Consider the following 12,819-nt stretch of genomic DNA (forward strand, 5'->3'; position numbering starts at 1 on the left):
TTTCCTGGAACGTCAATTATACAACTGGCTAATGGGGGTACTATCCATCTGTAAGTCAAAGTCCCGCAATCGAAGCGCTTCGATTGCGGGACTGTAGAAAGTTTAATTGATTAAATAGCAGCAGGATAACCGCCTACGCCACCTTACACGTTACCCCATCCATCGCTTCGAGCGCTCGTAGCAGTGAGTTGGCCGGGAAGATCTTCAGCGTACGCGATTGCATAAATACTTCGATGCGCTCATTTGGGTCAACCACGTTCAAGGACAGTGTACAGGTGCCGGGGTGCGCGTTGACCAGTTCGTTAATTTTGGCGACGAATTGAGCGTTTAAGGCATCCAATGTTAACGACACACGCAACTCTTTGCAGAACTTTTCGCGCATCTCCGATAGTAACCGGATATTGGTTGGTTTGAATTCAAGCTGTTCGGAGTTCCAGCGGTTTTGCGTCTTGCCCGTGATGTGCAGGAATCGCCCAACTTCAACGTACTGACCCATCCGAACGTAATCATCGCCGAACAACGCCAATTCAATAGAGGTGCTGTAATCCTCAATCTTGAAGATACAGAACGGATTTCCGTTCTTGGCCACCTTTGTTTGCAACGAGGAAACGATACCCGCCACTTTAATCTCGGGCGTTTTTACCTCGTAAATCTTGTCGAGTGTACAGTTGCAGAAGCCATCCAGCTCCAGCTTGAATTCGTCCAGCGGATGGCCCGTAATGTAAAAGCCGACCACGTCTTTTTCGTGCTTAAGCTTCTCGATCTGGTTCCATTCAGGCACGGTTGGCGCTTTCGGGCGCGCAATCATGGGTTCACCGCCCATCATGGCGCCAAAGAGCGACTGTTGCGCAGCGGCCTTCTCAGCATGGTAGTTGTTGGCGTATCGGATTACCTTATCCAGGAACGGGGAGGTATCGCCATCGGCCATTTCAAAATATTGCGCCCGGTGGTATTCATCGATGCTGTCGAAGGCACCCGCGTAGGCCAGCGATTCCCACGTTTTCTTGTTGACTGTCCGCAGGTTAACCCGAATCGCAAAGTCAAAAATATCTTTGTAGAAACCACCCGCCCGTCGCTCTTCAATAATGGCTTCCACAGCCGCATCGCCTGCGCCTTTGATACCACCGAGCCCAAAACGAATTTCACCCTTTTGATTGACGCCAAATACGCGCTCCGATTCGTTCACGTCGGGACCGAGTACCGGAATGCCGAGATTTTTACACTCTTCGAGGAAGAACGTAATTTTCTCGATGTTACCTAAGCAGCTCGTCAAAACGGCCGCCATGTATTCGGATGGGTAATACGTCTTCAGGTAGGCTGTCTGGTACGCCACGAAAGCGTAGCAAGTGGAGTGCGACTTGTTGAAGGCGTAACTGGCGAAGGCTTCCCAGTCGGTCCAGACCTTTTCGCAGATTTTCAGGTTTAGTCCGTTGGCGGCACAGCCGTCCATGAACTTACCTTTCATCTTGTCGAGAACGTCTTTCTGCTTCTTACCCATTGCCTTCCGCAGTACGTCGGCGTCACCTTTGGTAAAGTTGCCGAGCTTCTGCGAAAGCAGCATTAACTGCTCCTGATACACTGTAATGCCATAGGTATCAGCCAGGTATTCCTCCATCTCAGGAAGGTCATACTTAACCTCTTCGCGGCCGTGTTTACGGGCAATGTAGTTCGGGATATAGGCAATTGGCCCCGGCCGGTAGAGGGCGTTCATAGCAATGAGGTCCTCAAAGCGGTCGGGCTTGAGGTCCTTCATGTGCTTTTTCATGCCGTCGGATTCGAACTGAAAAATAGCGTTCGTTTCGCCCCGTTGGAACAGCTCGTAAGCCTTAGGATCGTCTAATGGAATATCGTCAATGTCGGTTTCGACGCCGTTGACAAAGAACCCGCCGTGATTTTGCTTGATGAGCCGCAGGCATTCTTTAATGATAGTGAGGTTACGTAACCCCAGAAAGTCCATCTTGATAACGCCTGCATCCTCGATGACTTTCCCCTCATATTGGGTAATAATAAGGTTCGTATCTTTCGAGGTTGAAACGGGAACGATGTTCGACAGGTCGTCGGGAGCAATGATGATTCCAGCCGCGTGAACGCCCGTGTTCCGTACGGTTCCCTCCAGCCGACGCGCCTGCTGTAGTACGTTCTGTACCTTCTCGGTATCGATCAGTTTCATGGCCCGTCCCACGTTCTGATCACCCGATTCGAGCGCCCGCATTTTTTTGACGTTATCCACCTCTTCGGGTTGAATAATGTTCGCTAAGCCACCTGGACCGTCAATCGGATCTTCGAATATTCGGCGAAGGGTCATGTTATAGGTCGGCTTGTCGGGCACAAGCTTGGCCAGGGCGTTGGCGTCGTTAAGCGGCAAATCCATCACCCGCGATACGTCCTTAATGGCCGATTTGGCGGCCATTGTACCATACGTCACAATGGCGGCAACCTGCTGTTTGCCGTACTTCTGCACGACGTAATCGATAACCCGCTGACGGCCTTCATCGTCGAAGTCCGTATCGATATCGGGCATCGACTTCCGGTCGGGGTTTAGGAATCGCTCGAACAGCAGGTCGTATTTAATGGGGTCGATGTTCGTAATGCCGATGCAATAGGCCACGGCGCTTCCGGCCGCCGAACCGCGCCCAGGACCCACCATCACACCGAGGTCACGCCCGGCCTTGATGAAGTCGGCTACGATGAGGAAATACCCCGCGAAGCCCATCGTTTTGATGGTAAACAACTCGAAGTCAAGGCGCTCTTGTACATGACTTTCGATTTCGCCATAACGTTTTCGGGCTCCTTCGTAGGTCAGGTGTTTCAGGTATTCCCACTGGTTCGCTACGTCGTCGGTGTGCAACTGGAACTCCTGCGGAATAGGGAAATTAGGTAGGAGAATGTCCCGCTTGAGCTTCAGGGTTTCGACCTTATCAACGATCTCGTTGGTGTTGTCGATCGCCTGGGGCATGTCCTGAAACAGCGTCGACATCTCCTGCGTGTTCTTGAAATAGAACTGATCGCTGAAGAAGGCGAAGCGCGTGTTTTTGGGCATGGCTTCCTCGTCGTTGAACTCCTTCATCGACGGCGTACTCTGTTTTTCGCCCGTGTTCACACACAGCAGAATATCGTGAGCTACCCAGTCGTCGCGATCTACATAGTGCGAATCGTTCGACGCAATGATCTTGACGTTATGTTTCTTGGCAAACTTGACCAGCACCTCGTTAGCTTTGATCTGGTCGGGAATCTCGTGGCGCTGTAATTCAACGTAATAATCGTCACCAAACCGGTCGAGCCACCATTTGAATTCAGCTTCCCCGGCTTCTTCGCCCTTTTTCAGAATAGTTTTTGGAACGATGGCCCCGATGCAGCAGGTCGTAGCAATCAGACCTTCTTTATACTTGTCGATCAACTCCTTCGTAACGCGCGGGTACTTGCCATACAGCCCCTCCATATAGCCCAGCGAGCAAAGCTTTGTCAGGTTTTTATAACCCGTTGGGTTCTTGGCCAGCAGCAGTTGGTGATACCGAATGTCTTTCTGTTCTTTGGTAAACTGCTTCTTGTGGTGGTCGTCCACAACGTAGAATTCGCAGCCTACAATGGGTTTGATGCCCTGTTTACTGGCCTCGGCTACGAACTCAAACACCCCGAACATATTGCCGTGGTCGGTAATGGCAACGGCGGGCATATTGTCGGCTTTTGCTTTCTTAACCAGCTTCTTAATATCGGCCTGTCCGTCGAGCAGGGAGTATTGGGTATGGCAGTGGAGGTGGGAGAATTGCATACGTTACGCGGTTTACTGGCTTAAAAATAGGTACTATAAGTCGGCAACAGGTAACGATGTAAGGGAAATTTTAAATAAGTATTGGTAAGCGGCTGACCCTGAAAGGGTAAATGTAGGCTGGGTAACTAAGGAGCTTTCTTGGCTGTTGTATTATATGTGGAATAATCGTATTTTACGCTTTTAACACATATATGGAGCTGACGATAAAGGTAGAGGATAAGGAAGGGCCATTCGTGATCGAACTGCTGAAGAAGTTTTCATTCGTTCAGGAAATTAAGCAGAGCGAGCGAAGCTTGGTTGAGGAGCGTACCGGTGTACTTTGGCGGGAAAAAGCCCACAAATTGTTCGCATCCGAGTCGGACTTTAGCTTGTGGTTGAATACCCCAAACCAGGCCATACAGCAACGTACTCCTATAAGTATGCTCGGCGACGGAGAAGGTCATCAGGTGGTGAACAAACTGTTAGGTCGTCTGGAACACGGCATCATGGCGTAAGAGGATGCTTGTTTACCGGATTGCTACAAACGAGTTCGTTCACGATCTATCGGGCTATGGTGCAAAACTCAACGGCGGACGCTGGAACCGCGAAGGCGTTGCTGTGCTGTATACCGGAAGCAGCATTGCTCTTTGTGCCTGGGAGTACTGGGTCCATCTGCCTGACACGGTTACGTTGAAGCAAAATGCCTTCTCTGTCGCTACTATTCAAATCCCTGACCATTCAGTTTTGAAAATCGCCCCCAAACTGTCCGCTCAACTTCAGGGACAGGACAACAGCCGACTACATGCCTTGACCGACGACTGGATTGAGCGAAATGAGCATTTAGTAATGCAGGTGCCGTCAGCTATTATTGAGCAGGAAAGCAATTATTTAATCAATCCAGCGCATCCGCTATTTACCGAAGCCGTTCTAGAATCGGTCAATCCATTCAGTTTTGATAAACGGGCGTTTGGGAAAGTGTTGTTGAAATGATACTAGGCAATTAGGAATCAGTTGGCCATTGCTGTAGGAAAATCGTAAATGATTGACGCGCTTTTTTTATAATTTCTTGTGCTTTACGTAGTCTTCCAACGGTGTTGTCTAAGTCCAACGTACCGTCAGCTTTTACAATGAGGTATTTGACTCCGTCTGCCTTTCTAGCGATAGTCATAGTCTTACCAATTTTTGTATACTTATCAGTTAGTTCATGATCAAGTTTAATTAAGATACCTGCCCACGCTAATTTAAGCGCTTGGGCTTTGGTCTTCCAATTTTCAGTATTGTACGCCTTATCTGAGAAGCCAATTTTATAACACAGTTTATCGCCTTCTAATTGTAAATAAGTCCAATAATCTCCCTGGTCATGGTCTTCAAAATCCCACCAAAAGCCGAAAAAACCGCCAGATGCATTTGCCACATAACCCCAGTCTGCTTTGCTGTCGGTTGTGCTGAAAATATTATACAAATGCATAAAAAAGCCACGGCGGTCATTATTGCCCCATGCTGACTCGCCATTATCTGATATTAGTGGTTTGTAAAGGAACTGGCTAACAGCTGCTTCCATCCCTTCTAAATGGGTTAAAAAGTCACTATATATGGCATTATTTACGGTTTGGCTACCTTTCTGCAATAGTTGTAAGAACTCTTTACGCAAGTACGTTTTATATTGACTAACATCGAACTTTGACTGATAACCTGTTTTGAAGTAGATAGGAATGATTTGATCAATTGGGTAATGTTTCTCAGCATTGTCGAAATGACGCTGCAACTGACCCGAGTGATGATCAGTATGCGTCTTATCTTCAACTAGAATTGCTAGTCTGTCCTCTCGTAAGTTTTTATTAACTTCTATTAAAATGTCTAGCTTTTCAACCTGCCGACGTACCTCGACAGTTTTGATAGCTGCCAAATTATAATCTGGCTTCACTTTGCGAATCATAGAAACGACAAACTCAATGGCCGTTTGATGCAAATTGGTATCCGCATTCTTCCACTTTGGATCAGCCCAGGCTGCAAGCCAGCATATGAAAGCATCCTGTGACAGTTCACTGGTTGCGTATGAGAAAAGATTCGGACGATTTTCACTGGTTGCCATAATGTAGTTAAGTGTATAATCCGAAGAATGTGTGAAGAAGCCAAGACGCTATTTGAGTTTCTGCTTCGCGCCCCGTAGGGGTTGAACAGCATAGCGTTGGTAGCACCAATAGTCTCGTAGGCTCCCCAGCGTGCCGTAGGTACGCTAACAGTACCTACGGCACGCTGAGAGAGCCCCTTCTTTTCCTGGGCTACCAACGCTATGCTGTTCAACCCCTACGGGGTACTAAGTTCGCCAACTCAAACTGTATCTAATCCTTTGGGTCTTAACTTTATATCGTCTTTACCCCGTGTAAACCTACGCAAATCAGCCCTTTTCTTGTATGTTTATACTTCACAAACCCGGCACGGCGTTTGATAGAAGATACGAGAACTTAGACCCACTTCTTAACAAAACCATGGCTACGCGTAATGCCGTTCAGTCGCTCCTTAATTTGCTTATTGCTCTGCTTGTCGTTGGCTCATTAACAACAGCTTGTAAAAAATCTGGTGGCCCCGATTCCGACATTGACCCGCGTGATCAATACGTAGGGGTTTACGATGGTTCTTACACGTCTACAACGTATATTAACAACAGTCTTCCTGCCAGTGATCCAGAGCCCGGTATAGTCCAAATCACTGTCACAAAAGCCCAGACCGCAAAGCAGATGTATCTCGAACTCCTGTTTAATAACACGACAAAACAAAATCTGACCGCAGAGCTTACGGATTCAACTTTCATAGTTATTGATAAGAAAAGCGAACCACTTGCCTTTGGTGGCAAGACATACGACGCTCAATACACCGCTCAAGGGCAATTCGTTCGGAAAGACAACAAAATAACCCTCAATACAACCGCAGAAACGCTTCAATTAGGGGTTACACTGACAAAGCGAGGTGACATTACAGGTACGAAGAAATAGCTACCTTCGCACCGGTTCCTAACTTCCGGTTTATATGAAATCATTTGTACTAACCGGCCTGATGGTCGGTTTTTTTCTGTCGGCCCCTGCCCAAACACCCACCACTCGTTCGGCTCGCAACGCCAATGTTGCCAATCAAACTGTTTTGCAGGAAGGCTCGGCCGAAACGGTTGGCATGAGCACCGAACGGCTTCAGCGGATGGACGCTGTTATCAACGAATATATCGCTAACGGTCGGCAGGCAGGTGTTGGGGTGCTGGTGGCGCGTAATGGGCGCATCGTCTATCATAAAGCCTATGGTCAGGACGATGTTCAGGCGAAAACACCGCTCAAACGCGATGCCATTTTTCGGATTGCTTCCCAAACCAAAGCCATTGCCAGCATTGGTTTAATGCTGCTGTTCGAGGAAGGCAAATTCCTGCTCGATGATCCAATCTCGAAGTATATTCCGGCGTTTAAGAGCCCCAAGGTGCTGGATAAGTTTAACGAAAAAGATACGACGTTCACCACCGTTCCCGCCAAACGGGAAATCACCATTCGTCAGTTGTTAACTCACACTTCGGGTATAAGCTACCCGGCCATTGGCACTAAAGAAGCGGTGGCCATTTACGCTAAGTACAAAATTCCCAGTGGCATCGGTACGCCAGGCGGTACGCTCGAAGACGCCATGAATCGACTGGCGGCTTTGCCCCTTATGCACCAGCCCGGCGATCGCTGGACCTACGGTCTGAGTGTTGATGTAGTCGGTCGATTGATTGAAGTCTTATCGGGTCAGTCGCTCGATCAGTTTTTACGAACCCGACTGTTTGAGCCGCTCGGTATGAATGATACGTATTTTTATTTACCTGCTGGCAAGCAAAATCGGCTGACTCGCGTGTACACCGAGGACTCGACCAGGGCGCTCCGGCGGCTACCCGCACAAGGGGGAATTTCGGAGGATTATCCGAAACAAGCCGGAACGTATTATTCCGGTGGCGCTGGTTTATCCTCCACCCTGTACGACTACGCTATTTTCCTGCAAATGATGTTGAACGGCGGGGAATACGGTGGTAAGCGTTTGCTTAGCCCGACCACCGTGCGCCTGATCACGACGAACCAAATCGGCGATCTGAATCAGGGACTCAATAAATTCGGTTTGGGCTTCGCCATCACCTCGGAGCGGAGCGCGGCCCGGCTTCCTGTGTCAGAAGGGACGTTTGACTGGGGTGGGTTCTTCGGTACCACGTACTGGGCTGATCCTAAAGAAGGCATTGTGGCCTTGCTATACACCCAGAAAGTACCCAACAGCTACGGTGATTTAACCGATAAATTTAAGGTGCTGGTGTACCAGGCGATTGTGAAATAAGGCTGAACCGGGATTGAACAGATTTATGGATTGAGCAGATTCTGTTCAAAGTTTACCCTAAAAGCAAAATCCAGTAAATCCATAAATCTGTTCAATCCCGGTTCAGACATCTTACACCTTCAAATACTCTCTCAATTCCGTTGCGTCCTGGGCATTCATGCGTCCGGCGAGAACCAGGCGCAATTGTCTGCGACGTAAAGCGCTTTCGTAGCGGTCCTTCTCTTCGTCGGTTTCCGGAATAACAGCGGGCACTTCAATGGGTCGACCACTTTGATCGACGGCCACAAAGGTGTAGAACGCACTGTTCGTGCTAACCCGCACACCCGCCGGAATATCTTCGGCCCAAACCTCGATAAACACTTCCATCGATGAGCTGAACGCTCTGGTTACCTGAGCTTTCATCGTAACGATATTGCCGAGCCGAATCGGTTCGGCAAAGGATACGTTGTCTACCGAGGCCGTGACAACAATGCGATTTGAATGTTTTTGAGCGGCAATCGCTGCCGCAATGTCCATGAAGTGTAGAAGCCGCCCGCCCATCAGATTATTGAGCGTATTCGTATCATTGGGAAGTACCATTTCGGTCATCACCGTCATGGACTCACGGGCGTATTTCGGTTGAGGCATCTTTTCTGCTAGCAATTATCAGTGAGCAGCCAACAGTCCCAACGGATAACGAAAACTGATGGCTGTTGGCTGCTCACTATTGACTATACCGCAAACCAACGACTCAAAACTCAGATGGGCAAACAAGACATTAAAGTTTGGGCATCATTTAAGCTTATAGCGACATAATAATACATATTAGTGTTACACATCCATTGTATATTTGTACAATAACACTAAAAAATAGGGTGAAGCATATGGAACGTCTTGTTGATTACTTCGAGCATATTCCCTCCCTGCACCGGAGCCTGATCCTGGTAGGCGGTATCACTATTTTTTGGTTGATTGAAAGTGCGGTGCCGCTGTTTCGCTTCAATCAGGTCGAACCTGGTTATAGGAAGATGCACCATGCGGGCATCAACATATTTTTCACGCTGACAACTGTGGTCGTCAATTTTGTGCTGGCGTTTATTCTGCTGCGTACTAGTGATTGGGCGGTAAGCCATCAGATAGGTTTGTTGCCGTGGATTGACCAGGCCGACGTTCGGTGGCCACTTTGGGCAGAGGCTATCGTTGGGCTGTTGGCACTTGACCTGATTGGCGCCTGGCTTGCTCATTGGACTGAACATCAGGTAAAATTCCTGTGGCGCTTTCACCTGATCCACCATACTGATACTTATGTTGACACAACGACGGCTAATCGGCATCACCCCGGCGAGAGCGTGATTCGGTTTGCGTTTACGACGCTGGCTGTGTTAGTAACCGGAGCGCCGATGTGGCTCGTGTTCTTATACCAAGCGTTGTCGGTGATGTTGTCGCAATTTAATCATGCCAATATTGAGCTGCCGCGTTGGGCCAATCGATTGCTTGGGTTGTTCATTGTAACGCCAAACATGCATCACGTGCATCATCACTACGTGTTGCCCGTAACGAACACCAACTATGGCAATATTTTTCCGTACTGGGATCGGCTCTTCGGTACGTATCATGAGATGGCCGGAAGGGACCTGCACTATGGCGTTGACACTCATCCCGAGCCTCACGAACACTCGCACCTGGGTAGCCTGCTCAGGATTCCGTTTCAAAAATACCGCCCACCCGTTGGGCAACCTCAGAAGGAAGAGAAAGTAACTGCATAAACAGCAAATCCCGCTTCTCACTAGCGGGATTTGCTGTCTATGATCAGTGTGTGTAAGGCCATTCCGTAACCCATGCGGATATTCACTAACAATGCCTTGGCGAATGGGTTGGTTTAAGAAAACGAACGTTATGAACCCTACTCAACTCAGTCGCGAACTTCGTGAAGGACAATCGCCTGACCTTACCAACCGACGCTGGATCATTGGCTTATCGCTATTAGGTACTGTGGCCGGTCAATTAGTGACCATGTACCAAACCGGTATCATAAAGCATTTACCCGATCCACCGATTCCGTACGTTAATTCTGATAAGGTAGATGCATCCGATTATGCGTATAAACGGCTGAATACGCCGGACGCCGTTATGATGATTGTAACATACGGTCTGACGGCCTGGTTAGCAGCGGCTGGCGGCAAAAACCGAGCGGAAAAACAGCCTTGGCTACCTATCGCTATGGGACTGAAAACCATTACAGATACGGCCACGAACCTGCAACTGGCCCGCGAAGAGTGGCAAGAGAACAAGGCGTTCTGCGCGTATTGCCAAGCAGCCTCGCTGTTATCTGTTGCTTCGGTAGCTTTGGCCGTGCCCGAAATGATAAAAGGATTTCGGAAAGTATTTAAGTCGTAGTTGGTTATTTGTTTAATTTTTTATTTAGCAACGTTAAACAAACATTAAGTTGTGTTAGTTGGCAGAACAGGAATAGCTTCTAGAAGCTGCTTTATTTTAATTATAACCACAACTTATAACTATGCACCTCACACATCGCATGCCCAGGGGGCGACAGTTAAGTTTGCTATCCGTTCTGTTCATGGCGCTTGCTGTCTCGTTCTGGGCTTGTAACACAGCTGACAATGATGATAATTTGCCACCCCGGCAAACGGTTGCCGAGTTCATTGCATCGAATAATCGGTTCACGTTGCTTACTGCTGCTATCAACCGGGCTGGTTTAGCAACAACGCTAAGCGGAGCGGGACCTTATACGGTTCTCGCTCCGAGCGACGATGCCTTTCGGGTGGCTGGCTTTGCGGATGTTGCTGCCATAAATGCGGCTCCTGATACGACATTGCGTCGAATCCTACAATACCATGTATTGACAAGTTTAGTGCCATCGTCTAGTGTTGTCACTGGACAACCAGCCCTCGCCGTACCTACTTCAGTAAGTACTGCCGGTTCAGTTTACCTTACCAGAGTCGCATCGAATTCTTTGTCAGTGAACGAAGCGCATGTGTTGCAGGAAGACGGTCTAGCAACCAACGGCGTTGTTTACGCCATCGATCGGGTACTCACCCCACCTTCTGGAAATATTCTTCAGGTTGTACAACGCGATACGACACTTAGCTTACTGGCACGGGCAGCTACACGGGGTGGTACTGCCGTTGTCTCGGCGCTATCAGGCACGACACCATTGACCATCTTTGCGCCGACGAATGCGGCCTTTCGGGCTATTGGTTATACCAGCGCTGTTATTGATACCGTCAATCTTGCCAGGTTAACCAGCGTGCTGACGTACCATGTAATTCCTAGCGTGCGTGCGTACTCACCAACGCTCACGAACGGGGCTGTGCTGACAACTTTTCAATCGGGTACGGTATCAGTGGGTGTCAGCGCAACCGGCGTAACAGTGACCGGCCGGGGCAATGGCACGAACGCATCGAACGTAACGACGCCTAACATCAATGCAACGAACGGTGTAATCCATAAGATTGATCGGGTGCTCTTACCGTAATCATAAAGTATCCAATTGGGCAAGATACACCTGAGTAGGTTATGCCGAATTAATTGGATGCCGGTACTCTTAATGGAATTCTAAAGCGCCGATTCTTTACATTGGCGCTTAAACAAAATTCGGCCTTATTCGTTTTGCCAAAGCGCAGCAAGACGTTAAGTCGATAGTATTACTTCTCAAACTACTTATTTTCTACCAACAATGTACACTAACCAACACGTAACAACCTGGGGTAAATTATGCCTGGTAGGGGTGACCCTTCTTACTATGACGTTAAGTTTCGTCGCTTGTAAAGACGAAGAAAATCCGATTGTTCCTCCTCCGCAAACCATTGGTTCAACCGTTATTTCAAACCGGCAGCTTGGCTTGCTCGAAGCCGCCGTCCGACGCGCCGGACTGACTGCAACGCTGAACGGAACCGGCCCATTCACAGTATTTGCGCCAAGCGACGCGGCCTTCCAGGCGGCTGGTTTTGCTGATACGGCAGCTATCAACCGGGCACCGGTGGCCACGCTTCAGCAGATCTTGTCGTACCATGTTATTAGTGGCTCCGCTTTATCGAGTACGGCTATTACGACGGGGCAGACGGCGGTACCAACATCGTTAAGCTCAGCCGCTGTTTACGTAAGCCGCGCAACATCCACTTCTGGCACTTCTAGTTCGGTTGGTACGGGTATATCCGTAAACAATGCCAGGGTAATAAGAGCAGACCAGCAGGCAACAAATGGCATTGTTCATATCATTGACCGGGTGCTGCTGCCACCCGCAGGTAACGTACTGCAGCTTGTAGCAGCTGACCCTGACCTAAGCTTACTGGTAACTGCTGCCACGCTGGGAGGCACTGCTGTGACAGGAGCGTTAAGTGGCAATACGCCCCTCACTGTATTTGCGCCAACCAACGCAGCTTTCAATGCTGCTGGTTATCGTACCGCAGCAGATATTCAGGCGGCTCCAGTAGCTGCGTTAACAGCCATATTGACTAATCACGTTGTTGCCCCCGCCCGCGCTTATTCGCCCACCATTGTCAATGGCCCCGTTACTACGTTTGGTGGAGGATCGGTAACCGCAACAGTTGGCGCTAATGACGCAATCACGCTGCTCAGTCGGGGCAATGGAACAAACGCAGCGAACGTGTTGCAAAACACGGTAACCAACGGAGCATTGGTACAAAACCGGGACATCAACGCCACCAACGGTGTTATTCATAAGATTGACCGGGTATTGCTGCCCTAAAATCTGATAAGATCAATATTAATTT

The 12,819-nt window shown here is 49.0% G+C and carries 11 protein-coding genes; 8 read left to right on the forward strand and 3 right to left on the reverse strand.

The window, feature by feature from the left end; all coding sequences use genetic code 11:
* Positions 1 to 133 precede the first annotated feature (133 nt).
* On the reverse strand, positions 134 to 3,769 hold the full coding sequence (gene dnaE, locus ACFSUS_RS26515; protein ID WP_381527643.1) for a DNA polymerase III subunit alpha: 3,636 nt from the start codon (positions 3,767 to 3,769) through the stop codon (positions 134 to 136).
* A 191-nt stretch (positions 3,770 to 3,960) separates the two neighbouring features.
* Between dnaE and ACFSUS_RS26520 the strand changes: the two genes are divergently transcribed.
* Both ACFSUS_RS26520 and ACFSUS_RS26525 read left to right on the forward strand, forming a co-directional pair.
* Positions 3,961 to 4,263: an antitoxin Xre/MbcA/ParS toxin-binding domain-containing protein gene (locus ACFSUS_RS26520; protein ID WP_381527645.1), complete on the forward strand. Its 303-nt coding sequence runs from the start codon at positions 3,961 to 3,963 to the stop codon at positions 4,261 to 4,263.
* A gap of 4 nt (positions 4,264 to 4,267) precedes the next feature.
* Positions 4,268 to 4,738, forward strand: coding sequence for an RES family NAD+ phosphorylase (locus ACFSUS_RS26525; protein WP_381527648.1), 471 nt, complete (start codon positions 4,268 to 4,270; stop codon positions 4,736 to 4,738).
* 10 nt (positions 4,739 to 4,748) lie between these two features.
* Here the strand turns inward: ACFSUS_RS26525 and ACFSUS_RS26530 are convergent, their stop codons facing one another.
* A complete protein-coding gene (locus tag ACFSUS_RS26530; protein ID WP_381527650.1) occupies positions 4,749 to 5,840 on the reverse strand; it encodes a hypothetical protein in 1,092 nt (363 codons plus the stop codon).
* A 397-nt stretch (positions 5,841 to 6,237) separates the two neighbouring features.
* On the opposite strand from ACFSUS_RS26530, the gene ACFSUS_RS26535 reads away from it, so the two are divergent.
* Together ACFSUS_RS26535 and ACFSUS_RS26540 are read left to right on the forward strand one after the other, a co-directional pair.
* Positions 6,238 to 6,741 (forward strand): hypothetical protein, encoded by a 504-nt coding sequence (locus ACFSUS_RS26535; RefSeq protein ID WP_381527652.1) that lies wholly within the window; start codon positions 6,238 to 6,240, stop codon positions 6,739 to 6,741.
* 34 nt (positions 6,742 to 6,775) lie between these two features.
* Positions 6,776 to 8,086 carry a serine hydrolase domain-containing protein gene (locus ACFSUS_RS26540; RefSeq protein ID WP_381527654.1) on the forward strand — a complete coding sequence of 437 codons (1,311 nt, stop codon included), beginning with the start codon at positions 6,776 to 6,778 and terminating at the stop codon, positions 8,084 to 8,086.
* A 111-nt stretch (positions 8,087 to 8,197) separates the two neighbouring features.
* Here ACFSUS_RS26540 and ACFSUS_RS26545 read toward each other — a convergent pair whose 3' ends face one another.
* Positions 8,198 to 8,713 carry an acyl-CoA thioesterase gene (locus tag ACFSUS_RS26545; RefSeq protein ID WP_381527656.1) on the reverse strand — a complete coding sequence of 172 codons (516 nt, stop codon included), beginning with the start codon at positions 8,711 to 8,713 and terminating at the stop codon, positions 8,198 to 8,200.
* 236 nt (positions 8,714 to 8,949) lie between these two features.
* On the opposite strand from ACFSUS_RS26545, the gene ACFSUS_RS26550 reads away from it, so the two are divergent.
* From ACFSUS_RS26550 to ACFSUS_RS26565, 4 genes are all read left to right on the forward strand, one after another.
* Positions 8,950 to 9,831 (forward strand): sterol desaturase family protein, encoded by an 882-nt coding sequence (locus ACFSUS_RS26550; RefSeq protein WP_381527658.1) that lies wholly within the window; start codon positions 8,950 to 8,952, stop codon positions 9,829 to 9,831.
* A gap of 130 nt (positions 9,832 to 9,961) precedes the next feature.
* Positions 9,962 to 10,462: a vitamin K epoxide reductase family protein gene (locus ACFSUS_RS26555; protein ID WP_381527660.1), complete on the forward strand. Its 501-nt coding sequence runs from the start codon at positions 9,962 to 9,964 to the stop codon at positions 10,460 to 10,462.
* Between the two features lie 121 nt (positions 10,463 to 10,583).
* A complete protein-coding gene (locus ACFSUS_RS26560) occupies positions 10,584 to 11,561 on the forward strand; it encodes a fasciclin domain-containing protein (RefSeq protein ID WP_381527662.1) in 978 nt (325 codons plus the stop codon).
* A 267-nt stretch (positions 11,562 to 11,828) separates the two neighbouring features.
* The gene (locus tag ACFSUS_RS26565; protein ID WP_381527664.1) at positions 11,829 to 12,794 is read left to right on the forward strand and encodes a fasciclin domain-containing protein; all 966 of its coding nucleotides are present in this window, start codon (positions 11,829 to 11,831) and stop codon (positions 12,792 to 12,794) included.
* The last annotated feature ends 25 nt before the right edge of the window (positions 12,795 to 12,819 follow it).

The sequence above is a fragment of the Spirosoma soli genome, from assembly GCF_042684525.1.
In the GTDB taxonomy this organism is placed as follows: domain Bacteria; phylum Bacteroidota; class Bacteroidia; order Cytophagales; family Spirosomataceae; genus Spirosoma; species Spirosoma soli.